This is a genomic window from Dechloromonas sp. TW-R-39-2 (assembly GCF_016864195.1).
Taxonomy (GTDB): Bacteria; Pseudomonadota; Gammaproteobacteria; order Burkholderiales; family Rhodocyclaceae; genus Azonexus.
Genome location: NZ_CP045202.1, coordinates 280,239 through 304,654, shown reverse-complemented (window position 1 = coordinate 304,654; position 24,416 = coordinate 280,239). Strand labels below are relative to the sequence as shown.

Sequence of the window (24,416 nt, the reverse complement as noted above, 5' to 3'; positions counted from 1 at the left end):
TCGGTTCAGACTTCTCCGAGGTAAGTGATGGTCATTGTCTGATTATGCAGCTTGCAGGATGTGCCCGGTGTGAATGGGCTGATTTCACCATAAGAATAAAACCCGGTGAGGATGGCTTTGCTGCCGAAAATCTCGGCGACGGCTTCGACTTCCTCATCAACGCGGGTACCCATGACCAATTTTCGGCCAACGCAGCTGACCAGGATGGCCAGTGATTCTCCTGGTGCTTCGAGCAAGGATTTGGCTGCTTCGGCGGCTGCTTCGGCTCCGTTGACCAGTTTATCCGTACTGGCATGCATCAGCTTGAGATAGCCGTTAACGTTGATTTCTCCAGCAAGGGTCAGGCTGCCGCTGGTTTCATCGATGCCCAGGATGGTGCGAATCAGGCCGATGGCGTTGTGGTCCTCGCCGAGCATCGCAAAAGGAAACAACAAGCCGGAGGCCGGCAGGCCCTGGGCGTGTTCGCCAAGATAGCGTTTGTAGATGTCGAGCGCCGGCTCGCCATCGAGTTCGTAAAGAACATTGCCTTCGCAGCGCGTGACCTTGCGGGCCGGGCCGAAGGGCTCCCAGCCGCCGAAGGAGCCGTGACCGAAGGACAAGGCGTTGCCGCACAGTCCGATGGCGACGACGCCATGTTCGGAAATGCCTTCCTGGCCGAGCGTGAATGTCTGCTTGAATGCACCGCCATCGCCGGCCAGGCCTCCGGTGATCGGTACTGTATTGCCGATGATGCTGGTCAGTCCGTCAACCAGGGCGCTGCCGTTGATATTGACCCCCGGGCCGAAAATCAGCACGGTCTTCAGGTCGACCGCAGCAAGTTGGCGGCCAATACGTTCGCCGGCTCCAAAGGAGTCGGCCATTCCGGTAAGCTGCGTGCTGGCCGCAAGGATGCGTGTATTGGCAAATTTGACGGCGGTGATCGTGCAGCTTCCATCATCGACACCGTCAGAAGTGATTTCTCCGGCCGTTGAACAACCGAGTTGTCGGGCTTTGGGGAATGCTGCACGCAATGTATCGGACAGACCGGGTTCGGCCATGTGGGACACGGAGCCGAAAAGAAGCAGCAGATCGGGATCGGCCAGCGATAAAGAAGCGAGTTTGCTGTTCAATTCGGCTGCTTTCCGAATGACAATCTGTTTGACGTGCATGACGCTTCCCTTTGGCGTGTATTTATGACAAAAATATCACAAATAAGGCCGATTTTTGTAATTTTGCGGCTTAAATCTGACTGAAACAGTGACATCATGATGAATCTTCCAGTGCCGGATCCAGATGCTATCGCCCACAGCGAGGCTTTGAAGCAATTGATTTCAGACGAAATATCCAGGAGTTCCGGACAAATTTCGTTCAGCCGTTTCATGGAGCTGGTTCTCTATGCGCCGGGTCTTGGCTATTACACCGCGGGGGCCCGCAAGTTTGGCGCGGCTGGTGATTTTGTCACTTCGCCTGAAATGACGCCTCTTTTCGGCCAGGTTGTGGCGCATCAGGTTGCACAGATCCTGCAACTGTCGGCGCCGGTCATTCTCGAAGTGGGGGCCGGCTCCGGTCGCCTGGCGGCCGATTTGCTGCTGGCTCTTGAACAGATCAATGCGCTGCCAACGCAGTACCTGATTCTCGATTTATCGGCTGACCTGCGACAACGGCAGCAGGAAACGCTGGCTCAAGCCGCCCCTCACCTGCTTTCACGTGTGACCTGGCTGGATGCCCTGCCCGATCAGTTTTCAGGTGTTGTTCTGGCTAACGAATTACTCGATGCCATGCCGGCCGATATCGTTGCGTGGCGCGACCAGGCTATCGCCGAACGCTGTGTCGGTATTTCCCCCGAGGGATGTTTCACGTGGATCGAACGACCCGCAACCGGTGCGCTTTTGGCGGCTGCGGAAAAAATTGGCGAGCAATGTCATTTGCCGCCGGGCTTCGAAAGTGAAATCAGTCTGGCGGCGGGCGCCTGGGCTGCAGAATGGGGGCATCGCTTGCAGTGCGGTGCATTGCTATTGATCGACTACGGGTTCCCGAGGCGTGAGTTTTATCACCAGCAACGTGGGCGCGGGACCTTGATGTGCCACTACCGGCACCATGCGCATCCGGATCCGTTTTATCTGCCGGGTTTGCAGGATGTCACGGTCCACGTCGATTTCACGGCAATTATCGCGGCCGCCCATGGTGCCGGCCTGGAGCTTCTTGGCTATACCAGCCAGGGCCAGTTCTTGCTCAATTGCGGCATTCTCGATTGTCTGGCGGCCCTGCCCCAGGCGACGCCGACGTACATCCGGGCGAGCGGTGCGGTGAACAAACTGCTGATGCCGCACGAGATGGGCGAGCTGTTCAAAGTGATCGCCATCGGGCGCAATATCGAAGACAGCCTGTGCGGTTTCAAGAGCGGCGACCAGAGTCACCGTCTCTGATCTTCAGCGTCTGGCCAGCTCGCGGAATTGATTCGGCTGGCCAAGAATCAGTCGGCCGAATTCATCGAGTAGCGCATCATCGAGCTGCAATGGCGAGATCGTGAACATGGCGCTGCCCAAGCGTTCCAGATTGCGTGTTTCGAGCATCAGGACGCCTTTGTCGAAATCAGCTTTCCAGCGTGCATTGACACTGATTTGAGGCTGGATTTCGAATTCTGCGCGTTCGACGAAGCGGCGCTGGTTGCGGAATTCCTTGCAGGTGAATTGCAGGCCAAAGTCGAAGAGTTGTGTACGGAAACGCTCGATCGCCAGTCCCTCGCGTTCGACGATGATCGTACCAGGGCTGCTCAGCGAGTATGAAAAAGTCACCAGTTCGATCAGGGCGCCGTCACCCTGCGATTGCTTGCGGTAATCCGAAAAACCTTCCTGCCAGTTGAGCCGGTTGAGCTTGATCGTATCCAGCAGAACGTATTCGCGCGGGATTTCCGGTTTGACGACGTTGAGTTGCTGGACAAAGTCGTGCAGATAGAAAAACAGATAGTTCAGTGCCTGGTCGATGGCGACGTTCGAGGACGTGCGCTGGGCCAGGGCGGAATGCAGTTCACGCTGGCGAACATCTGCCTGCTGACGTAGCTGGTCAAGCAGGCCACCCCGTTTTTCCACGGTCAACGCTGCCAGATCGGCCGATTTTGCTTGCGGCTTGGCCGTTGTGGAGGAGGCACTGGTGCGGTTTGGGGCAAGCGCAGGGAAAACCAGTTGCGGATCACTCATCCCGGCTCTCGATGCAGCGACATGCTCCTGTTGGGCGCGTTTCTCGGCTGCATCAAGATCAAATGTCGCAATATCGGCGAGCAATGACGATTCAAATGCGGCGATATCGGTGGTGCGCTCCGTGCTGCGATCCCGCTTGGCCTGGATGGCCCGAAGAATGGCAGAAGAGGTGTCAGGTGCGTCGTGCTGGCTCATTGCGTTGACAGGTTTTGTAACTGTACTAAAGTAGTATTTTCTCCGGACTGGAGCAAGAGCTACATGGATATTTCCTCACTCGGCAGTCTTTCTTCTGCCCTCGCACAAGCCCAGACCGGAGATGCGGTCGGGACGCTGGCGCTCAAGAAAGCGATGGATATTCAGGCGCAAAGTGCCATGCAATTGATTGCTGCACTACCCGATGTGCCGAACAATCCACCGAATCTGGGTAACAGCGTCGATATCAAGGCCTGATTTCGGCCAGCCAGTCCTGCAAGGCGGCGGCAACGAGCGGCCATTCCTTTTCGTGGGTCACCGCATGGCCCATGCCGCGGAAAATATGTGTCGGTAATCCATAGGTCTGCCCAGTGGTCTGGACCAGGAAGGCGGGAACCAATACATCGAGTTCGGCTCCCAGGATCAGCATGGGCGGACGATGCATGGCATGCAGATTGGGCAGGTTGAACATTGACATGTCCCACAGCGCACGGTGCGATTCCGGCTGCATCCGGTCCAGCCAGGCGGCCAGCATGGTTTCGTCGATTTCGCCGGCAAACAGGGCTTCGCGCAGGATTTCGGTATCCGGGTAATTGCCACTCATGATCCGGTTGATGTCCATGAACAGCTGCGGTTTCTGGAACATCAGGTGGAATTGTGCGGCAATCAGGCCCTGCGGCGGCACCGAGCAGACCAGTGCGGCGCCCGGTACCGGATGACGTTCAAGGTATTTCTGGACGATGAAGCCACCCATCGAATGTCCCACCAAGACTGGTGTTTCGCCTAGCCAGTCGACCACCGTACCGATGTCGTCGACGTAGTCGGTGACTGAATGCCAGTCGATCTGGTCGCGGCCATGGCTGCCACCGTGACCGCGCAGCGACACGGCGTAACAGGGATAGCCGGCCTTGGCGAGAAAGGGCATGAAGGTTTCGGTCCACATCCAGCCACCGGCAAAAGCGCCGTGCACGAAGAGCACGGGCGGACGTTTTGTTTTCTTGGCAGGCAGGCAGGAAAAAACTTCCAGCCCTTCAACAATTTGATTTTTAAGCATGGGAATCCGTCGGGTGAAGCGTGATTAAATGCGACTTTCACCCTGCTGTGCAAGGCAAAATGTTGAAATGGATCTTGACGCTGGTCATCGCGATTTTTCTGCTGGGCATCATCAGCCCGCATCTGGCGCGCTTTATTCGCTTCGGCAAGCTGCCGGGTGATACGGCCTTTCGCTTTCGGGGCCGGACTTACGCTTTTCCGTTTGCCTCGACCCTGATTTTCTCACTGCTGCTCTGGCTGGTTTCCCGCATCATCTGAGAGCGCCTGGACGGCCTTGACCCGGGCCTGATGAATGCGCTCGGGAATGTTGCCCTTGTCGCTGCAGGCGGCTGCGATTTTCCCGGCTTCGACGCGGTTGACCGCAGCAAGGGCATCCAGCAGCCGTTGCGGGCTGTGGTAAGGCCGTTCTTCCCAACCCAGCCGGCCGGTGTAGTCACACAGGCAGGTATCGAGCAATTGCTTGAAACGCTCCGGGCGACGCAGCGCGTCGGTTTTCTCGAAAAGCGTGACGATGGTGCTGGCCTTCAGATCGGCAGAACGATGCACATTGCCGTGGTAGCGAGCCATCAGGAAAGCCAGGTCACGGCAGTCGTTCGGTACTTTGAGACGGCTGCCCATCTGTTCGGCGAGGCGAACGCTGCGTTCTTCGTGACCGATATGGCGTGGCAGGATGTCGGCCGGCGTTTCGCCCTTGCCGAGATCGTGGGTCAGCGCTGCGTAGCGTACGGCCAGCCCGAAACCGCGCCGGGCCGATTGGTCGATGACCATCAGCGTGTGTATGCCGGTATCGACCTCCGGGTGGTAATCCGGGCGCTGCGGGACGCCGAACAGTTTGTCGAGCTCTGGCATCAAGCGCAGCAGCGCACCACACTCGCGCAGCACTTCGAACATGCGTGAGGGCTTGTCTTCCATCAAGCCCTTGGCGACTTCCTGCCAGACACGTTCGGCAACGAGGTGATCGACCTCACCGCAATCGACCATCTGCCGCATTAGCGCCATTGTTTCCGGGGCAACACTAAAGTCGCTGAAACGAGCAGCGAAACGAGCGATGCGCAGGATGCGTACCGGATCTTCCGCAAAAGCCGGACCGACATGGCGCAGGATTTTGGCCGCCAGATCGCGTTGACCGTGAAAAGGGTCGACCAACTGGCCATCGTCGCCCTTGGCCATCGCATTGATCGTCAGATCACGCCGGGCGAGATCTTCTTCTAGCGTGACATCGGCTGCTGCGTGGAAGGTGAAGCCATGGTAACCGTGACCGGACTTGCGTTCGGTGCGGGCCAGTGCGTACTCCTCCTGCGTTTTGGGATGGAGGAACACCGGGAAATCCTTGCCGACCGGACGGAAACCATGAGCCTGCATGGTTTCCGGGGTGGCGCCGACGACGACATAGTCGCGGTCGGCATTGGCCCGCCCGAGCAATTCGTCGCGGACAGCACCGCCGACGATGTAGATCTGCACGGTCGGGCCGGCGGGCTTAGCGCCCGGCGCGGAAGCGGAAGCTGTCGAGCTTGCCCTTCGGCGTATTGAGCGCGATGTAGGATGGGGCGATGGCTTCGAGGGCCGTCGGCTGCCAGTGGGCTGGTGCCGTAGCACCCGGCTGGCCGACGCTGTCGACCTGCATCGAGCGCAGGTTGTCCGGCGAGAGCAGCGGATTCGGTGCCAGCCACATCAACCCGGCCTGCAGATAGGCCCAGCCTTCCGACAGGGGCAGGATGGTGGCATTGCTGCCAGTCAGTTCTGCGGTGTAGTCCACCAGCTCGCGCAGCGTGTAAACCTTCGGGCCGACCAGTTCGTAGGTCTGGCCGAAAGTGGCTTCGTCGCTCAGGCTGTCGACGAAAGCATCGGCTACGTCTGCGGCCCAGACGGGCTGGAAGCGGGCGTGGCCGAAACCGAGCGGGAAAATCGGCAGTTTCTTCAGGGCTGAAGCAAAGGTGTTCAGGAAGGAGTCGCCGAGGCCGAAAATGACCGACGGACGGAATACCGTGACATCGAGTTCGTTCTTGGCGGCGAGCACGACGGCTTCGCCATCACCCTTCGAGCAGAGGTATTCGGACGGGCCTTTCGAGTCGGCCTGCAGGGCGCTCATGTGCACCAGACGGCGGACGCCGGCGGTCTTGCAAGCGGCGACGATCTTCTTCGGCAGTTCGACGTGCGCCTGAGCGAAGTCGCGGCTGTACGGCAGCTGGACGTCGCGGCTGTGCAGGATGCCGACCAGGTTGATCACGGCATCCTGACCCTGCATCAATGCGGCCAGCGTTTGCTCGCAGTGGATGTTGGCTTCCGGCATCTCGATGTTCGGCTGGATGATCAGCGCCTTGGTGCGTTCGCGACGACGGGTCGGAATCGTGACTTCGATACCGCGTTGCGACAGGCGATTGGCGATATAGGTACCGATGAATCCGCTACCCCCCAGCAACAAGACTTTTTTGATGGCCATCTGGAACCCCGAAGTCGAAACTCGAAAAACTTGAATTTTAAGGCAAATCTGCGTCTTTTGGCGCATCCGATGTGCGCGCACCGACGACACCCAGCCGGGCTTTCAGCGAATCCGGCTTGCCATTGAACAGGGCCGAGTAATAAACCGCATTGCTCATCACTTTCTTGACGTAGTCACGGGTTTCGCTGAACGGGATGGTTTCGGCATAGATTGCCCCTTCCAGCGGCCGCTCGGCGCGCCATTTCTTGGCCCGGCCCGGTCCGGCGTTATAGGCTGCAGAAGCCAGTACCGGGTGATTGTCGAGGTTTTCCATGACCAGGCGCATGTAGCTGGTGCCGAGCAGGACGTTGGTTTGCGTGTCGTGGACCTGGCTGTGGTTGTACTCGCGCAGGCCGATTTTCTTGGCCACCCATTTGGCGGTCGCCGGCATCAGCTGCATCAGCCCGGAGGCGCCGACATTTGATTTGGCACTGGTAATGAAGCGGCTTTCCTGGCGCATCAGACCGTACACCCAGGCATCGTCGAGCGATTGATTCTGGGCAGCCGGACGGACATGTTCGCCGTAAGGTGCGAGGAAGCGCAGGCTGTAATCGTGTTCGTTCTTGGTCCGGTCGGCGGTGTTGATCGCCCGGTCCCAGATCTGGTTGCGCTTGGCCAGGTCGGCGGCGGCGAGCAGTTCGCGATCATCCATGCCGCGCAGAGACCAGTTCCATTCCTTGACGGCTTCTGTTCGCATGTCGAGCCGGAAAAACGCGAGGGCCCGGCGAATGCCCGGATTTTCCCGCGCTGTTTTTTGTTCTTCGCTGGTTGGCGGTTTGGCCTTGGGCGGTGGCATGACGCTGCGACCCAGTTCCTCGTCGGCCAGATTGCCGTAGAAATTGGACTGGCCGGCAATCTTTTCGAACAAGGCATCGGCATCCGTCGTCCGGCCGCCGGCTTTCTGGGCGCGGCCCAGCCAGTAGATCCATTCGGGTCTGGCCGCCAGTTCGTGCGGCATCGATTCAATGGTTTTCAGGACGGAACCCCATTCCTGGGCGCGCAGTGCGGCGCGTACCTTCCATTGGTAAGCATCTTCGGAAAGCGTCGTCTTTCCGGCGGCATTGAACCAGGCCACGGCTTCCGGCATGTGTTTCTTGGCGGCCTGCAGGCCGATCTGGCTCCAGGCCCACTGTTTTTCGGAGTCCTGCATCTTGCTCTTGAGCTTGTCGAGCTCATCGGCCGCGGCACGCGGGTCGTTGGCTGCCATGCGCTGGATGGCGATGGCAGCCAGTTCGCGCCCTGCCCGGCTCGACGACCAGTTGGCCGGCTGGCGGACGAGATAGCCCATCGAATTGCTGATCGCACTGTCGAGCGCACGACTATCCGGGAGCTGGCTGTCCGGCAGGTAATTCAGTGTGGTCTTGGCCCAGCCAGGGCGGTTGGCCTCGATCTGGCGACGGGCGCGTTGCCAGACATCGTCGCTGCTCATGCGTTGGCCGCTGACCAGTGCGTCGATCACCGGACGACAGGGTTCCGGCGGTTCGAGTTGGGTCAGCCAGAGTTTTTCGGCTTCATCGAGTACGGTTTTGTCGTCACGCGCCAAGCGGGCTTGCTGGTTGATGCAAACGACGTCCGGTTCCGGGGCGATCAGGCGGGCGTATTCACTTTCTACCTCGTTCCACGTGGAACGCTTGGCCAGCCAGCGAATCCAGTCGACGCGCAGCTTTTCGGCGACATAGCTTTTCTCGTTGCGCTCGAAGAAGGTGCGCATCGCACTGGCGTCGCCCTGATCCATCCACATGCGCAGACGGTAACTTTCGACGTAAGGCGCCAGTTCGTGATTGCCGAGTTGGGTGGTTGCGCGCTCCAGCTTGTTGCGGTCGCCAGCCCGGAAGGCGTCGCGGGCGGTGAGGAAGGCGAGGTCGCGGCTGTCCTGCGCGAAAAGAGGGAAGGAAAGGGACAGGCTTAAAACGAGAAGGCGAAACTTCATGCTAGATTTGACGAATGAGTGAGCTGATCGAGGATAACACGGGCTGGCGGCGGGCGTTGCGGCGCGAGATGGTGGCGCGCCGGGCGGCCATGCCGCCAGCACGTCATGCGGCCTTGTCGGCCGAGATTGTCGGGCATTTGTTGAGCGGGTTGCCGGCGCCTCGGATTGCCGCATTTTGCTGGCCGATCAAACACGAACCGGATGTGAGGGCGATTGCCGGGCCCTGGGCGCAGCAAGGCGTGCATCTGGCTTTACCGGTTGTCGTGGCCGAGGCCGAACCACTGGCCTTTCGCTTGTGGACCGCGACAACACAGCTCAGTCCTGACCGTTACGGGATTCCGACGCCGCAGGATGGCGAATTTGTCCATCCGGACCTGATTTTGTTGCCGCTCAATGGCTTTGATGCTGCAGGTTACCGGCTCGGTTATGGCGGTGGCTATTTTGACCGGACGCTGGCTGCGCTTGAGCCGCGCCCGTTGGCGGTTGGCGTCGGTTTCGAGATCAACCGGCTGGACAGCATCCGGCCGGAAATGCACGACCAGCGTCTCGACTGGATCGTCACCGAAAACGGTATTTTCAGTCCGTCGACCGCCGGATGCTGAACAGGCCGAGGACGAAGAGCAACGAAACAAGCATCGCCAGCAGAGCCTGGCGCAGATCGTAAAGCCCCGTGCGCATGGCCAGTTCGATGGCGTAGCCGTGTTGCAGGGCGAGCAGCATCGCGGCCAGCGAAATGGCCAGCCAGGCCCGACGGCGCGTGCTGCCCTGCCCTTTGAGCAGGAAAAGTTCGGTTGCAATCCAGGCCGCACTGGTTTGTGCAACGGCGGCCAGCAACAGGGCGAAAACAGCGAGCGTGTAGGGATTCATCGTGGGCTGCAGGCTTGTTTGAGACGCCGCAGGGCTTCTTCGAGCGTGCTGCGCGGACAGCCGAAATTCAACCTGAGCCAGCCGGGCGCGCCAAAATCGGCGCCATCCGACAAACCGAGGCCGTGCGTTTCAAAGTGGACGGCCGCTTGAGCCAGCCCCAGTGAACGCACGTCGATCCAGGCCAGGTAAGTGGCTTCGACGTGACTCATTTTGATGCCCGGAATGGCGTTGACCGCAGCTTCCAGCAAATCGCGATTGCCGGCCAGATAGGCGATCAGCTCGCGATGCCACTCGGCGCAGTCACGGTAGGCCGCTTCGCAGGCGGCCAGGCCGAGCACATTGACGTGCGGCACGATGCCATCCATGGCGCGCAGGAAACGGCGCCGCAGACCGGCATCCGGAATGACGGCAAAAGCACAGCCGAGGCCGGGGATATTGAAGGTTTTCGACGGGGCCATCAGCGTGATGCTGCGCTTGGCCGCATCGGGCGACAGGCTGGCGAAGGGGATGTGGCGCTTGTCGGCGTCGAGAATCAGGCCGCAGTGGATTTCATCCGAACAGACGATCAGGTCGCGTGCCTCGGCAAAAGCCGCGAGATCGAGCAGTTCCGCCCGATCCCAGCAACGGCCAACCGGGTTGTGCGGATGGCAGAGCAGGAAAAGGCGGGTTGCTGCGGTCGACGCCTCGTTCAGGGCATTTTTGTCCCAATGCCAGCGCCCATCGGTTTGGGCCAGATCGACCCGGTTGAGTACGCGTCCGGATAGTTTTGGGGCGGACAGGAAAGGCGGATAAATCGGCGTGGCAGTCAGCACTTCGCCATCGATCGCACGACAGGCAATGTTCAGGCCGCTGACCAGGCCCGGTAGCCAGACGATCCAGTCAGCTTCCACTTGCCATTGATACTCGCTCGCAATGTGAGTGAGCACTGACTCTGTGAGCGAGGTCTGAGCGTGACCGTAGCCAAAGACTGCATGCGTCAGGCGTTCTTGCAGCGCCTCGAGCACCGCGGGCGGCGCTGCAAAATCCATATCGGCAACCCACAGAGGCAGGATGTCGCGACCGGCGTACTTGCCCCATTTAATGGAGCCGGAAGCTTGCCGGTCGATGATGCGGTCGAAAATACTCAAACTTCGAGGTGCTGATAAAGAGCGGTGGACAGATAGCGTTCGCCGAATGACGGAATGATCACGACGATCAGCTTGCCGGCATTTTCAGGGCGCTTGGCCAGTTCGAGTGCCGCCCAGGTGGCTGCGCCGGAAGAGATGCCGACCAGCAGGCCTTCTTCGGTCGCCATCTGGCGTGCCGTGGCAAAGGCATCTTCATTCTTGACGCGAATGACTTCATCGTAGGCGGCCGTGTTCAGCACGCCCGGTACAAAGCCGGCGCCAATGCCCTGAATCGGGTGCGGTCCCTTGGCACCGCCGGACAGTACCGGTGAAGCGTCCGGCTCGACGGCAACGATCTTGACGCCCGGTTTCCGTGCCTTGAGCACTTCGCCGACGCCGGTCACCGTGCCGCCCGTGCCTACGCCGGCAACAAAGATATCCACCTGGCCATCGGTATCACGCCAGATTTCTTCAGCCGTCGTGCTGCGGTGAACCGCCGGATTGGCCGGGTTTTCAAATTGCTGCGGGATGAAGTAGCGCGCATCGGCGGCGGCCAGTTCTTCGGCTTTCTTGATTGCCCCGCCCATGCCTTCGGGGCCCGGCGTCAGAATCAGCTCGGCGCCGTAGGCCTTGAGCAGCAGCTTGCGCTCGCGGCTCATCGTTTCCGGCATGACAAAGGCGCACTTGATGCCGCGCGAGGCGCAGACCATGGCCAGGCCAATGCCGGTATTGCCCGAAGTTGGCTCAAGGACGACGGTGTCCGGCCCGATCTTGCCGGCCAGTTGTGCCGCGTCGAGCATGGCAACGGCGATCCGGTCCTTGACGCTGTGGCCAGGGTTGAAGAATTCGAGCTTGGCAGCAACGGTGGCGCCGCTGCCGGCAGTCAGGCGATTGATGCGAACCAGCGGGGTATTGCCGACCAGTTCAGTGATGTTGTTGGCGATTTTCATGGTGGCTCCAGAGTTCAGTCGCGCAGATTGTAGGCGAGTCCATCGGGCTTGTGGGTAGAAACGCAGTCACGGGCGGCGTTCCCGAAAAGAATGCCCTGCCCCAATTTTGCGCCGTAGGCTTTGGCGATTTCGAGATCTTCTGCCGAGTCCAAGTTATCGGCGTGAATCAGCACCCCTGCCGGAAAGAAGGGGGCACCGAGCGTTGTCACCGAATATTTGACGATATCCGGCGCAAACAATTCCGGATGCTCGCCCTGGCTTGAGAGAGCAATCCGATAGCCGCGTTCGCGGTAATTTTCGACCGCCGAGGCGAAGTGGGCATCATCCAGATCAACGTTGGTTTTCAGCTCCAGCACAATGTCGACCGGGGCAAGCCCGCAGCATTTGAGGATGGTTTCGAAAACCAGCCCATGCTGGCTGGGAACGGCCAGCAAATGGCGTGGATGGACGGACAACTGCAAGTAACCGCCGGCATGGCGGTGCTGGGCAAGGAAATTCAAGGCGTGCACGGTGCGGCACAAGCGGTCGAACTGGACAACCGATTCGTCGGACGGGAAACGGCGATACGCAGCGTCGCTATCCAGTGAATTTGCCTCCTCGTCTTCTGCGACTAAGAAAGCCTGATGGCCGATAACTCGCCCGGTCTGAAGATTGACGATGGGCTGGAACAGCGAGCGCAGGCGTAGCCCTTCATGCCAGGCGGCTGCACGTTCATCTTCGAGATAAAGCGTGCTGTCACCGATGGCATTGTTGCGATTGAAATAGTGGATCAAGTCGATCAGCGGCATCTTGCTTTCCCTTGCTATTTCTTCAGATAAATCTGATCGAAGCTGCCGCCGTCGGCAAAGTGCGTTTTTTGCGCCTTCTGCCAGCCGCCGAAGGTGTCGTCGATGGTCACCAGCTTGATTTTCGGGAACTGTCCCGCGTACTTCGCGGCTACCTTGGCATCGCGCGGCCGGTAGTAATGCCTGGCGGCGATGTTCTGGCCTTCTTCGGAGTACAGATAGTCGAGGTAAGCCTGCGCCGTCAGGCGCGTGCCGCGCTTTTCAACAACCTTGTCGACCACCGCAACCGGCGGCTCGGCGAGGATGGACAGGCTGGGGGCGACGATTTCGAATTTGTCCTTGCCGATCTCGTTGACCGCAAGCTGCGCCTCGTTTTCCCAGGCAATCAGCACGTCGCCCAGGCCGCGTTCAACAAAGGTGGTCGTCGAGCCACGGGCGCCGGAATCGAGCACCGGCACATTCTTGAAAATGGCCTTGAGCAATTCAGCCGCCTTCTGCTCGTTGCCGCCCGGCTGCTTCAGCGCCCAGGCCCAGGCCGCCAGATAGTTCCAGCGGGCGCCGCCCGAGGTTTTTGGGTTCGGGGTGATCACGCCGACTCCCGGCTTGGCCAAATCGCCCCAGTCCTTGATCGCTTTCGGATTGCCCTTGCGGACCAGGAAGACGATGGTCGAGGTGTAAGGCGAAGAGTTATGCGGGAAGCGCTTCTGCCAGTCGGCCGGAATCAGCTTGCGTTCGACCAGCGCATCGATGTCGTAAGCCAGCGCTAGCGTCACGACATCGGCTTCCAGCCCGTCGCGCACAGCCATCGCCTGCTTGCCCGAGCCGCCGTGCGACTGGCGGAAATTGATTTGCTGGCCGGTCTTGCCCTGCCAGTGCTTGCCGAAGGCAGCGTTGAAATCTTTGTACAGCTCGCGGGTCGGGTCGTAGGAGACGTTGAGCAGCGAAGTCTGGGCAAAGGCGTTGCTCAGCGCGAATGCTGCGGTCAACGCGGCAGAAAGAATGATTTTGCGCATGAAAAACTCCAGTCAGATGGCGATGACTGGAGTTTAGGTAGCTTGCTTTATTCTGTGAAAGAATTAATTTTCACAAAATTATAACCAAATAGAATTAGCCAAGAAAAAGCTTGTAAGCCGGGTTCTTGCTCTCGTCCCAATGGGCGTAGCCGAGATTTTTCAGGAACTCCCTGAATTGCCCCATTTCGCCCGGTGGCACCTGCATGCCGACCAATACCCGGCCATAGTCGGCGCCGTGGTTGCGGTAGTGGAACAGGCTGATGTTCCAGCCGGCACTCATCTGGGTCAGGAAATTCATCAGGGCGCCCGGTTTTTCGGGGAATTCGAAGCGATAAACCAGTTCGCTCATGCCCTGTTCGCAGACTTGCGGGGCATGGCCGCCGACCATGTGGCGAATGTGGTTCTTGGCGATTTCGTCGTCGGTCAGGTCGAGCGTCGGATAACCGTGCTTGCTCAACTGTTCGACCAGCTTGGTCGATTCGTTGCGGTCGACGACCTGCAAACCGACAAAAACGTGGGCTTCGCTGGCCGTGTGATAGCGGTAATTGAATTCGGTGACGTTGCGCTTGCCGATCAGGCTGAGGAATTTCTTGTAGGCCCCCGGCTTCTCCGGCAGCGTCACGGCGAGCACGGCTTCGCGGCGTTCGCCAACTTCGGCCCGTTCGGCGACGAAGCGCAGGCGGTCGAAATTCATGTTGGCACCGGAAGTCACGGCGATCAGGTTCTTGTCTTTCAGCTTGTGCTGGCGGGCGTATTCCTTGGCCCCGGCGACAGCGAGCGCACCGGCCGGTTCGAGAATCGAGCGGGTATCTTCAAAAACATCCTTGATTGCGGCGCAGATGGCATCGGTATCGACCAGGATCACTTCATCGAGGTATTCCTTGCACAGGCGGAAGGTTTCCTCGCCGACGAATTTGACGGCGGTGCCATCGGCAAACAGGCCAACCTGGTCAAGCCGGACGCGCTTGCCGGCGGCAAGCGATTGTTTCATCGCGTCGGCATCGAAGGTTTCAACGCCGATCACCTTGATTTCCGGACGCAGGCGCTTGATATAGGCGGCAACACCCGCTGCCAGGCCACCGCCGCCGATAGCGCAGAAAATAGCCGTGATCGGCCCGTTGTGGCGCGAATGCTGGCGCAGGATTTCCATTGCCACGGTACCTTGGCCGGCGATGACTTCCGGGTCGTCGAAGGGGTGAACGAAGGTCAGTTTCTCGCTTTTTTCCAGTTCGACCGCGTGGGCATAGGCTTCGTCGAAAGAGTCGCCGTGCAGCACGACTTCGCCACCGCGTGACTTGACCGCGTCGATCTTGATGCCCGGTGTCGAGGTCGGCATGACGATCACGGCCCGGCAACCCAGTTTGCTGGCTGACAGTGCGACACCCTGGGCATGATTGCCGGCCGAGGCGCAGATCACGCCACGCTTCAGCTTCTCGGCGGAAAGGCTGGAGATCTTGTTGTAGGCACCGCGCAGCTTGAAGGAGAAAACCGGCTGCATGTCCTCGCGCTTGAGAATGATCTTGTTGCCGACCCGGACAGAAAGGTTGTTGGCCAGTTCGAGCGGCGTTTCGATTGCCACGTCGTAAACCTGAGCATTCAGAACTTTTTCAAGGTAGTCGGGGACGGCATGCATGATGGATTTCCGGTAAGGCAAAAGACGAAATCTAGCAGCTTAGGGGCGCCTTTGTCTTTCCAGCCATTGCGGGGCAAGGGTCTTCAGCGCAGAATTGGCGAAAAAACAGGTCTTTCAGGGAGAAGTCATGTTGTCGGAAAAGCTTGCTACGCGGGTGAGTGCGGTGGTTGCTGCCGTTTGTGCAATTGCTTTCGCAGCGGTTGCCTTGTTTTCATTGCTTACCTTCTCGAAAGCGGAGCGAGCCAGCGCAGAAGAGGCCGCCCGGGGTCAGGTATCGGCGGTAGTCGATCTGCTTGAGCTGACCTCAAAAAGTCACGAGGCGGCGGGCATGAAACGCTTGGGCGTGCTCAAGACCATGCTGGGTGACACGCTGAAAGCCGCTGATGTTTCGACCGAAAAGGACGCTTTCGGCCTGCCGGTTTTCCGGGTTGCCGGTGAAGTGGTCAATGCCAATGAGCGTTTGATGGCTCGCTGGAAGGACATCCTGATTGCCGAACCCGCGCTGCTGCTCCTGAATAGCCAGGGAGAGATGGTGCGCGTTGCCACCTTGCTCAAAGACAAGGAGGGCAAGAGCATGGTCGGCAAGCCGATTGCAGCCAATGCGCCGGAAACCCTGACGGTTTTGGAGGGCAAGGAGTGGTCGGGCGTTGTCCAGCGTGGCGGAAAGTTTTATGTCAGCGCATTTTTGCCGCTTAAAAACGCCCAGGGCAAGGTGTTGGGGGCCTGGTCGGTACGCAGCGATGTCAGTGAAGACATGGGGCGCCTGAATGAAACGCTGAAGAAAATGAAATTCGGCGATACCGGTTACCCGTACGCGATCAAGATCGAAAAAAATACGGATGACAGCTTCCTGACCTTGCATCCCAAGCTGGAGGGTAAGACTGCCCGCGAAGTTCAGGGGCCTTTGCCGATGCTGGCTGCACGGATGTCTGCCAAGGATGAAGGGACCATCGTTTATCCCTATAACGACGAAACAGGCCAGGAGCGCGAAAAAATTGTTGTGTTCAAACGTTCGCCCAGTTGGGGTTGGACGGTCGCCGGGGGAACCTGGATCGATGAGTACAACAAGAATGCAACCTCGATTCGCCTGCAACTGGGGTTTGCCTGTTTGCTGGGGGCCGTGCTTTGTGCGCTTGCCGCCTGGTTTGCTGCCACAAGGGGCCTGGCCGGCGTGCTGCCGGTGGTTGAGGGCGTTCATCGCATGGGGGCGGGGGATTTTTCCCAGCCGATTCCGAGCGCCAGTTGCGAAATCGGCATCATTGCTCACGAAGCAAACACAGCGCGCGACAACATCGGTCGCTTGATCGGCAATATTTCAAGCGCCTCCGCTACCGCCTTCTCCTCTGCCAAGTCGCTCGAGCAAGCTGCGTTGGCTGCCGCCTCTTCCGCCGATGAGCAATCCGCCTCGGCTGCTGAACTGGCGACAGCGATCGAACAGCTTTCGGAAAGCATTTCGCATACGGCGAATCAGACCCGGCAATCGGCCAATGCGGCAGGTGAAACGCTTGCGCTGGCCCAGCAGGGTACTTCTGCAGCGAATTCGGTCTCTGCCGAAATGCACAAGATCGCCCAGGAAACAGCCAGTGCCGAGGCCTTGATGGCACAGTTGGCGGTCAATGCCAGCGAAATTGCCGGCATGGCCAGTTCAATTTCCGAATTGGCCGATCAGACCAATCTGTTGGCACTCAATGCGGCCATCGAAGCTGCGCGGGCCGGTGAGGCCGGGCGGGGTTTTGCCGTGGTGGCCGACGAGGTGCGCAAGTTGGCCGAGAAGTCGACGCAATTCACCAATCGCATTGCCCAGACGGTTTCTGCCACTTCGTCCGGCACGGCCCGGGCGGCTGAAGCCGCCAAGCAGATCGCCCAACAGGCCCAGGAAGCCCGGCGTCTGGCGGCCGATGCTGAAACGGCACTGGGGGCGATTGCCGAAGCGGGCCGGCGCTCGGTTGAGGCATCGACCGAGATCGCCAGTGCAGCACAACAGCAAGGCGCAACCAGCCACACCATTTCCCAGGCAGTTGAACGGATTGCCGAAGGTGCCGAGTTGAATTCGAACCAGGCCAGGCAGTTGCTTGGAGAAGTCCGGGCGCTTGAAGGTGTGGCACGGGGTCTGGAACAGAGTGCGGCCAGCTTCCGGACTTGAGCCTGCTTGAATTTGATCCGGTGTACGGCCTGTGGGGGCTCGGCCTCTACAGCTTTTTGGCTGCGACGCTATTGCCCGGAGGTTCGGAAGTTGCGTTGTTTGCGTTGTTGCGTCTCCAGCCGGAATCGTTTTTTGCCGCTTTGGCTGTGTCGACCGCAGGCAACACGCTGGGCGGCATGTTTTCCTGGGGCTGCGGGCGCTATCTGCCACGCTGGCAACGCCTGGAGTCCCTGCCGGCCAAGGCGTGGGTCGAGCGTTGGGGAAGTCCCCTGCTGCTCTTCTCGTGGTTGCCGCTGATTGGCGATGCCCTGTGCATCGCGGCCGGCTGGTTGCGCTTGCACTGGGCGGCCTGCTGCCTGTTCATGGCGCTGGGCAAATTTGTCCGTTACTGGCTGGTGGCCCAGGGCGCCATCGGTCTCTGAACGAAGGTTGAGCGTTCCCCGTTTGCCGGTCAAATTGGCCGGTTTGCAGGGAAAGCTGAACTTTGCCCGGCTGGACCAGTCCACCTGTGCCGGCATGTTGCGTTGCAATACGCTAAAATCCACCTTTTGACGGACCTCCGGCTGCTCCCATGACTGCCCGCCTGCGCGAAATCCCCTACAACTACACCTCGTTTTCCGATCGCGAGATCGTCATCCGCCTGCTTGGCGCCGATAACTGGGCAATTCTCGACGAGCTTCGCGTCGAGCGTGTTACCGGGCGTTCGGCACGCATGCTTTACGAGGTGCTGGGCGACATCTGGGTCGTACAGCGCAACCCGTATCTCGAAGACGATCTGCTTGACAACCAGGAGCGCCGCAATGCGCTGGTCAATGCCCTGCGTCATCGCCTGACCGAGGTCGAGAAGCGCCGGGCAGAAAGCGAGACGGAGGATCCCGAGCGGGCCGCCAAGGTCAAGCGTCTGGTTGAAGCTGCGCAGGCTGCGGTCGACCGTTTCGCAGCACGGTTTTCCGAAACCTATGATCTGCGCCGCAAGGTGCAGAAGATCCTCGGCAAGCACACACGCAAGGACAACATCGCCTTCGACGGCCTGGCCCGCGTCTCGCATGTCACCGATGCCACCGACTGGCGTGTCGAATACCCCTTCGTCGTTCTTTACCCGGATACCGAGGAAGAGATCGGCCACCTTGTGCGCGGCTGTTTCGAAGCCGGCCTGACCATCATCCCGCGTGGCGGCGGTACCGGCTACACCGGCGGTGCCGTGCCGCTGACGCCGTATTCGGCAGTGATCAACACTGAAAAGCTGATCGATATGAGCCCGGTCGAGAACATCGTTCTCCCGGGACATACGGAAGCCTACGCCACCATCCGCACCGGTGCCGGTGTGGTGACCGACCGCGTCTCCGAAGCCGCCTCGTTGGCCGGCCGCGTTTTCGCGGTCGACCCGACTTCGGCCTCGGCTTCCTGCATCGGCGGCAACATCGCGATGAATGCCGGCGGCAAGAAGGCTGTGCTGTGGGGCACCGCGCTCGACAACCTGGCCTGGTGGAAGATGGTTGATCCGGACGGCAACTGGCTGGAGGTCGAACGTCTCAACCACAACTACGGCAAGATCCATGAGCAGGAATTGGTCGAATTCCGCTTGAAGCGCTTCGACCCGAGCGGCAAGAAACTGCTGAGCGAAGAAGTCCTCAGCATGCCCGGAGCCGCTTGCCGCAAGGTCGGCCTCGGCAAGGACGTGACCGACAAGTTCCTTGGCGGCGTGCCCGGCGTACAGAAGGAAGGCACCGACGGCATCATCGTTGCTGCGCGTTGGGTGCTACACAAGATGCCGCCGGTCTCGCGCACCGTCTGTCTCGAATTTTTCGGCCAGGTCCGTGAGGCCGTGCCGGCGATTGTCGAAATCACCGATTACTTCAAGCCGGGCGGTGCTGGCAATGCTGCCGGCGTGCTGTTGGCTGGTCTGGAGCACCTTGATGAACGCTATGTGAAGGCCGTCGGTTACGCAACCAAGGCCAAACGTCACGGTCGCCCGAAGATGGTCCTGATCGGCGACATCGTCGGTCACGATGAAGCCGAGGTGATGAAGGCTGCTTCCGAAGTCGTGCGTATGTGCAATCTGCGTGCTGCCGAGGGCTTTATCGCGGTCGACGCCGAAACGCGCAAGAAATTCTGGCTCGACCGTTCGCGTACCGCCGCCATTTCGCGCCACACCAACGCCTTCAAGGTCAATGAGGACGTGGTGATTCCGCTGCCGCGCATGGGCGAGTATTGCGACGGCATCGAGCGCATCAACATCGAACTGTCGACGCAGAACAAGCTGGCCTTGTGCGATGCGCTGAGCCAACTCCTCGAAGGTGAATTGCCGCTGCACGAAGGCGATGCCAATGTCGACAAGGCCGTGCTGATCGGCGACCGCCGCCAGGCTGCATTGGATTATGTAGCTTCGGTCCGTCGCCGCTGGGCATGGCTGCTGGCCAATCTGGACATGCCGCTGGCCGACGCCGAGGCTCAGTTTGCCGACTATGGCGTGGTGGCTGGAGAATTGACCAACAAGGCGGCCAGTCCGGTGCTTTTCCACCGCATGCAGGATTTTTCTGTCCGCACCTCGTGGAAGCAGGAACTGAAGGCTCGCCTGTCCAAGATTTTTGATGGCAGCGTCTATCGTCCGATCCTTGAGCGTATCGAAGCAATCCACAAGGAAACGCTGCGCGGCCGCGTCTTCGTCGCGCTGCATATGCACGCCGGCGACGGCAACGTGCATACCAACATCCCGGTCAATTCCGACAATTACGAGATGCTGCAAACGGCGCACAAGGCCGTCGAACGCATCATGCACCTGGCGCGTGGTCTGGATGGTGTGATTTCCGGCGAGCACGGCATCGGCATCACCAAGCTGGAATTCCTGTCTGACGAGGAAATCGGCCCCTTCCGTGCCTACAAGCAGAAGGTCGACCCGGAAGGCCGTTTCAACAAGGGCAAGCTGATGCCCGGCGGCGACATGGGCAATGCCTACACGCCGTCGTTCAGCCTGCTCGGCACCGAATCGCTGATCATGGAGCAGTCCGAGATCGGCAAGATTTCGGAGATGATCAAGAATTGCCTGCGTTGCGGCAAGTGCAAGCCGGTCTGCTCGACCCACGTGCCGCGCGCCAATCTACTCTACAGCCCGCGTAACAAGATTCTCGGTACCTCGTTGCTGGTCGAGGCCTTCCTCTACGAGGAACAGACCCGGCGCGGCATTTCGCTCAAGCATTTCGACGAATTCAACGACGTGGCCGACCATTGCACGGTCTGCCATCGCTGCGTCAAGCCTTGCCCGGTCGACATCGATTTTGGCGACGTTTCCGTGGCGATGCGCAATTTCCTGCGCAAACAGGACAAGAAGCGCTTCAGCCCCGGCACCACTGCAGCGATGACCTACCTGAACCTGAAGGACCCGGCGACCATCAAGCTGATGCGCGGCGTGATGATGGATTTCGGTTTCAAGGCGCAGCGTCTGGCCCACAAGGCGGCCAAGGCGATTGGCCTGATCCAGGATACCCGGGCGCATCCGCCGGCCACGGTCGGTGCGCCAACGGTCAAGACGCAGGTCATCCACTTCCTCAACCGGCCGATGCCGGGCAATTTGCCGAAGCGGACTTCGCGCGCCTTGCTCGATATCGAGGACGACAAGGTCATTCCGGTCATCCGCAATCCCAAGGTGGCGAGCGACGATTCGGAAGCTGTCTTCTACTTCCCCGGCTGCGGCTCGGAGCGTCTGTTCTCGCAGGTCGGTCTGGCCACGCAGGCGATGCTTTATGAAACGGGCGCCACGACGGTGCTGCCGCCGGGCTACCTGTGCTGCGGCTACCCGCAGAACGCTTCTGGCGATGCGGACAAGGGGCAGAAGATCACGACGGACAACCGCGTGCTGTTCCATCGCGTGGCCAATACGCTGAACTATCTTGATATCAAGACGGTGATTGTTTCATGTGGAACATGCATGGATCAGTTGCAGAAGTACCAGTTCGAAAAGATCTTCCCCGGCTGCCGCCTGCTCGACATCCACGAATACCTGATGGAAAAGGGCGTCAAGCTGGAGGGGGTGAATGGTACGCGCTACATGTACCACGATCCCTGCCATACCCCGATGAAGGCCTACAACCCGCTGGCCGTGACCAAGTCGCTGATGGGCCAGGAAGTACCGCTGACCGATCGATGCTGCGGTGATTCCGGTTCCTTCGCCTATTCACGGCCGGATATTGCGACCCAGGTGAAGTTCCGCAAGCAGCAGGAGATTGAAAGCGGTGCCGAGAAATTGCGGGCCGACGGTTTCACCGGTGAGGTCAAGATTCTGACATCCTGTCCGGCCTGTCTGCAGGGGCTGTCGCGTTACGATGACGATGCCGGCACCAAAGCGGATTACATCGTGGTCGAGATGGCCAAGCATCTGCTGGGTGAAAACTGGGCAGCACAATATGTCGATCGCGCCAATAATGGCGGGATTGAGCGCGTTTTGCTGTGATTCTGGCCTGGATTTCGCGGTCGACCGTGAAATCCAGGCATTTTCCGGCTGAACTTGCGATATGGGCCAGACGGTGTAATTCTGTTGGAATGATCGGAGTGATTTGACGTGAACACCAGCAACGGCACCTGTGAACTGTGCAACAACCCAGGCGGGGAAGTTCTCTGGCAATCCCCTGCGTGCCGGATTGTGCGCGTTGCCGATGCGAACTTCCCGGGATTCTGCCGGGTTATCTGGGGACAGCACGTACGGGAAATGAGTGATCTGGATAGTGCCGATCAGCGCTATCTGATGTCGGTCGTCCTGCAGGTCGAAAAAGTCGTGCGTGACCTGTTCTCCCCGGACAAGATCAATCTGGCCAGTTTCGGCAATGTCGTGCCGCATTTGCATTGGCACATCATTCCTCGCTGGCAGGATGACCGGAACTTCCCCGAACCCATCTGGGGACTGGTCCAGCGGGAAAGTACAACCGCCCGCCCCGAAATCAGCGATCAACGCATCACTGCCGCACTGAATGTTGCGCTGGCCGATTTGCCGTATATCCCGGGGGCATCATAGACAGCCGGTTCTCGACCCCTCTCGTCATTCGTGATCAGCAGGCCGGACAGGATTACCTTTCCCGCCTGCCGTTGAGCAACCTGGTCATGGCCGAGCAGCAGCTGGTCGAGTTTCTCGATGCCCTGCTGACCCAGCCGCCTGCTCCCGATTGCCTGCTGGCTTTGCTCGAACAGGCCCGTCCGCCGATGTGCTATGTCGAGGAAGAGTTGGCTCGCCGCTATCAGAACAAGCCCCTGATCCTTGCGGATGACGAAGCGGCCGTGTTTGGCCGGGTTGTCGGGGTCTGGAAAAAGATGAGCCAGGCTTATGCCCTCTGCGCCCGTCTGGTCGAGCCCGATGCCGGTAATCCGGATTATGCCGAACTGGTTGCCACCATCCTGCACCGTTGCCTCTACTACAGCGGGATGGTCATTCTTGAGCATTTTCGAGCACGCCGGGAATTGCCTCCCGGTGCGTGGCGCCGTTTGCACCGCTATTACAGCGCGGCAGAACAGTGGGGTGTGACAACCACGCCTGTTGAAGATGCGCTTGAACATGGAACCCAGGAAACGCACTGTGCGGCAGCTTACGTCACTCTGCTGCTGGTCGATCTGGCCAGCCCTTACCGCAGTAGTTTCAGGGAAATGAACCTGATCCGCCACTGGGCCGGCATGTGGGCCGGTCTGGTTTCAATTCATCCGATGGGGCGTGAACAGACTGCCTGCCCCTACGTGATCGAACTGGAAAAGGATCTGGCGCTGCATCCGGGCAAACAGCTTGCCGTTCCCGGCAGCGATGCGCGCAGGCTGGATACGCTGCAATTGAGCCAGCAAATCCAGCACATGCTGCACCAGTTGCGTGAGCGGATTACACCGTCGCAACTCGGCTTGGGTGAGGAAACGACGGGACAGGTCGTTCAACTGTTGAACCGCCTGATCCGCCCGTGGGCGCAAACCGAATCGCCGAGAAAATTCAGAAGATTCGCCGCCAAGGGCACGGCCCGCGTTGCGAGCGGCTTCGATGCCATGCATTTTTTCGTGACAGGCAAAGAGTTTATTCAGCCCGATGCGGCACTGGCCTATTCGCGCAAGGAACTGGAGCAGCTGTTCACCTTCCGTGATCGGATTGAAACTTCCCAGGCTGCTTCAGCACAGCCCAAGGCCAATTTTCCGATCGATGAATGGGCGGCGATCGATCAGTCCGCCAACGGTTTTCGGCTGATGCGCAGCAATGCCGGCCACAAGATCATGCACAGTCAGCTGGTGCTGATTTCACCGCATGATGGCGAACATTTCCTGTTGGCTCAAATTGCCTGGCTGATGGAAAAATCGGATGCCAGCGTGATTGTTGGTGTCGCAACCTTGCCGGGCTTGCCAACGGGTATTGGCGTGCGCCTCGCGGCAGATAAATCGGCTGACAGCAAACGCTATGTCAGAGCTTTCCAGTTGCCGGCCCTGCCGGCGATCAAGGAAGAAAGCTCCATCGTGATGCCTTTTGGCGTCTACCAGCCGGGCCGGATTCTTGAAGTCAGTTCGGGCAGTGAAACATGGCTGGTCAAAATGCACCATATCCTGCAGCGCGGTGCCGATTTTGACCGGATCAGCTACTTGCCGGTTTGACCTATCTTGCCGTCTTGGTCCTGCGAGTACGCTAAACTAACGGTCTTATCCAGGAGAACACTATGGCGGGTATGGATCGGGATACGCCCATTCCAAACGAAATCAAGTTGCACCAGAAATCTCGATTGCTGGAGCTGAACTACGAGAGTGGTGAATCTTTCCAGCTTGATTTCGAGTATTTGCGTGTAATGACCCCTTCAGCCGAGGCTCGCGGTCATGGCCCGGGTCAGGAAACCCTGCAGGCTGGCAAGCGTAATGTCGACATCGAACGCATCGAACCGGTCGGTACTTATGCCTTGCGCCTTGTCTATTCGGATGGACATGACAGCGGTCTCTACTCTTGGGATCTTCTCTACAATCTGGGGAAACATCACAGCGAACTGTGGGCTGAATATCTGACGCAACTCGAAGCCCAGGGTTTGTCCCGCGATATCGATACCCGTACTCGTCCGGCAGCCGGTGGCTGCGGTCAACATCACTGAAATC

At 59.4% G+C, this 24,416-nt stretch carries 22 protein-coding genes; 10 read left to right on the top strand and 12 right to left on the bottom strand.

Annotation, left to right across the window (positions count from 1 at the left end; genetic code table 11):
• Positions 1 to 5: 5 nt before the first annotated feature.
• On the bottom strand, positions 6 to 1,148 hold the full coding sequence (locus tag GBK02_RS01510; protein ID WP_203468022.1) for an FIST signal transduction protein: 1,143 nt from the start codon (positions 1,146 to 1,148) through the stop codon (positions 6 to 8).
• Between the two features lie 96 nt (positions 1,149 to 1,244).
• Here GBK02_RS01510 and GBK02_RS01505 point away from each other — a divergent pair, with 96 nt between their 5' ends.
• Entirely contained in the window at positions 1,245 to 2,405 is a 1,161-nt protein-coding gene (locus tag GBK02_RS01505; protein ID WP_203468021.1) for a class I SAM-dependent methyltransferase, read from the top strand.
• Between the two features lie 3 nt (positions 2,406 to 2,408).
• Here the strand turns inward: GBK02_RS01505 and GBK02_RS01500 are convergent, their stop codons facing one another.
• The gene (locus GBK02_RS01500) at positions 2,409 to 3,371 is read right to left on the bottom strand and encodes a hypothetical protein (protein WP_203468020.1); all 963 of its coding nucleotides are present in this window, start codon (positions 3,369 to 3,371) and stop codon (positions 2,409 to 2,411) included.
• A gap of 63 nt (positions 3,372 to 3,434) precedes the next feature.
• Here GBK02_RS01500 and GBK02_RS01495 point away from each other — a divergent pair, with 63 nt between their 5' ends.
• A complete protein-coding gene (locus GBK02_RS01495; protein ID WP_203468019.1) occupies positions 3,435 to 3,626 on the top strand; it encodes a YjfB family protein in 192 nt (63 codons plus the stop codon).
• Here the strand turns inward: GBK02_RS01495 and GBK02_RS01490 are convergent.
• The gene (locus GBK02_RS01490) at positions 3,616 to 4,422 is read right to left on the bottom strand and encodes an alpha/beta hydrolase (protein ID WP_203468018.1); all 807 of its coding nucleotides are present in this window, start codon (positions 4,420 to 4,422) and stop codon (positions 3,616 to 3,618) included. The genes GBK02_RS01495 and GBK02_RS01490 overlap by 11 nt on opposite strands.
• 59 nt (positions 4,423 to 4,481) lie before the next feature.
• Here GBK02_RS01490 and GBK02_RS01485 point away from each other — a divergent pair, with 59 nt between their 5' ends.
• The gene (locus GBK02_RS01485) at positions 4,482 to 4,679 is read left to right on the top strand and encodes a DUF2905 domain-containing protein (protein WP_203468017.1); all 198 of its coding nucleotides are present in this window, start codon (positions 4,482 to 4,484) and stop codon (positions 4,677 to 4,679) included.
• Here GBK02_RS01485 and GBK02_RS01480 read toward each other — a convergent pair.
• The 3 genes from GBK02_RS01480 to GBK02_RS01470 are packed head-to-tail and all read right to left on the bottom strand — an operon-like array spanning position 4,644 to position 8,830.
• Positions 4,644 to 5,882: a multifunctional CCA addition/repair protein gene (locus GBK02_RS01480; protein ID WP_203468016.1), complete on the bottom strand. Its 1,239-nt coding sequence runs from the start codon at positions 5,880 to 5,882 to the stop codon at positions 4,644 to 4,646. The two genes, GBK02_RS01485 and GBK02_RS01480, sit on opposite strands and share 36 nt — an antisense overlap.
• A 16-nt stretch (positions 5,883 to 5,898) precedes the next feature.
• Entirely contained in the window at positions 5,899 to 6,861 is a 963-nt protein-coding gene (locus GBK02_RS01475) for a complex I NDUFA9 subunit family protein (protein WP_203468015.1), read from the bottom strand.
• A gap of 37 nt (positions 6,862 to 6,898) precedes the next feature.
• Positions 6,899 to 8,830: a lytic transglycosylase domain-containing protein gene (locus tag GBK02_RS01470; RefSeq protein WP_203468014.1), complete on the bottom strand. Its 1,932-nt coding sequence runs from the start codon at positions 8,828 to 8,830 to the stop codon at positions 6,899 to 6,901.
• Positions 8,831 to 8,844: 14 nt separating this feature from the next.
• Between GBK02_RS01470 and GBK02_RS01465 the strand changes: the two genes are divergently transcribed.
• Complete coding sequence (locus GBK02_RS01465) at positions 8,845 to 9,432, top strand: 5-formyltetrahydrofolate cyclo-ligase (RefSeq protein WP_203468013.1); 588 nt, start codon at positions 8,845 to 8,847, stop codon at positions 9,430 to 9,432.
• Here GBK02_RS01465 and GBK02_RS01460 read toward each other — a convergent pair.
• The 6 genes from GBK02_RS01460 to ilvA all read right to left on the bottom strand — a co-directional run bounded on the left by GBK02_RS01460 (position 9,407) and on the right by ilvA (position 15,184).
• On the bottom strand, positions 9,407 to 9,697 hold the full coding sequence (locus GBK02_RS01460; protein ID WP_203468012.1) for a hypothetical protein: 291 nt from the start codon (positions 9,695 to 9,697) through the stop codon (positions 9,407 to 9,409). The genes GBK02_RS01465 and GBK02_RS01460 overlap by 26 nt on opposite strands.
• Complete coding sequence (locus GBK02_RS01455) at positions 9,694 to 10,824, bottom strand: MalY/PatB family protein (protein WP_203468011.1); 1,131 nt, start codon at positions 10,822 to 10,824, stop codon at positions 9,694 to 9,696. Before GBK02_RS01455 ends, GBK02_RS01460 begins: the two co-directional genes overlap by 4 nt.
• Complete coding sequence (cysK, locus tag GBK02_RS01450) at positions 10,821 to 11,753, bottom strand: cysteine synthase A (protein ID WP_203468010.1); 933 nt, start codon at positions 11,751 to 11,753, stop codon at positions 10,821 to 10,823. Before cysK ends, GBK02_RS01455 begins: the two co-directional genes overlap by 4 nt.
• Positions 11,754 to 11,767: 14 nt before the next feature.
• Positions 11,768 to 12,541 (bottom strand): EAL domain-containing protein, encoded by a 774-nt coding sequence (locus GBK02_RS01445; protein ID WP_203468009.1) that lies wholly within the window; start codon positions 12,539 to 12,541, stop codon positions 11,768 to 11,770.
• 14 nt (positions 12,542 to 12,555) lie between these two features.
• On the bottom strand, positions 12,556 to 13,551 hold the full coding sequence (locus tag GBK02_RS01440) for a sulfate ABC transporter substrate-binding protein (protein ID WP_203468008.1): 996 nt from the start codon (positions 13,549 to 13,551) through the stop codon (positions 12,556 to 12,558).
• Between the two features lie 94 nt (positions 13,552 to 13,645).
• On the bottom strand, positions 13,646 to 15,184 hold the full coding sequence (gene ilvA / locus GBK02_RS01435; protein WP_203468007.1) for a threonine ammonia-lyase, biosynthetic: 1,539 nt from the start codon (positions 15,182 to 15,184) through the stop codon (positions 13,646 to 13,648).
• 127 nt (positions 15,185 to 15,311) lie between these two features.
• On the opposite strand from ilvA, the gene GBK02_RS01430 reads away from it, so the two are divergent.
• The 6 genes from GBK02_RS01430 to GBK02_RS01405 all read left to right on the top strand — a co-directional run bounded on the left by GBK02_RS01430 (position 15,312) and on the right by GBK02_RS01405 (position 24,412).
• Positions 15,312 to 17,327: a Cache 3/Cache 2 fusion domain-containing protein gene (locus GBK02_RS01430; protein ID WP_203468006.1), complete on the top strand. Its 2,016-nt coding sequence runs from the start codon at positions 15,312 to 15,314 to the stop codon at positions 17,325 to 17,327.
• Entirely contained in the window at positions 17,324 to 17,749 is a 426-nt protein-coding gene (locus GBK02_RS01425) for a YqaA family protein (RefSeq protein ID WP_203468005.1), read from the top strand. Before GBK02_RS01430 ends, GBK02_RS01425 begins: the two co-directional genes overlap by 4 nt.
• Before the next feature lie 149 nt (positions 17,750 to 17,898).
• Complete coding sequence (locus GBK02_RS01420; protein ID WP_203468004.1) at positions 17,899 to 21,774, top strand: DUF3683 domain-containing protein; 3,876 nt, start codon at positions 17,899 to 17,901, stop codon at positions 21,772 to 21,774.
• 108 nt (positions 21,775 to 21,882) lie between these two features.
• Positions 21,883 to 22,332 carry an HIT family protein gene (locus tag GBK02_RS01415; RefSeq protein ID WP_203468003.1) on the top strand — a complete coding sequence of 150 codons (450 nt, stop codon included), beginning with the start codon at positions 21,883 to 21,885 and terminating at the stop codon, positions 22,330 to 22,332.
• Between the two features lie 86 nt (positions 22,333 to 22,418).
• Positions 22,419 to 23,930, top strand: a complete 1,512-nt coding sequence (locus GBK02_RS01410) for a hypothetical protein (protein WP_203468002.1) — start codon at positions 22,419 to 22,421, stop codon at positions 23,928 to 23,930.
• Positions 23,931 to 23,992: 62 nt separating this feature from the next.
• On the top strand, positions 23,993 to 24,412 hold the full coding sequence (locus GBK02_RS01405; RefSeq protein WP_203468001.1) for a gamma-butyrobetaine hydroxylase-like domain-containing protein: 420 nt from the start codon (positions 23,993 to 23,995) through the stop codon (positions 24,410 to 24,412).
• The last annotated feature ends 4 nt before the right edge of the window (positions 24,413 to 24,416 follow it).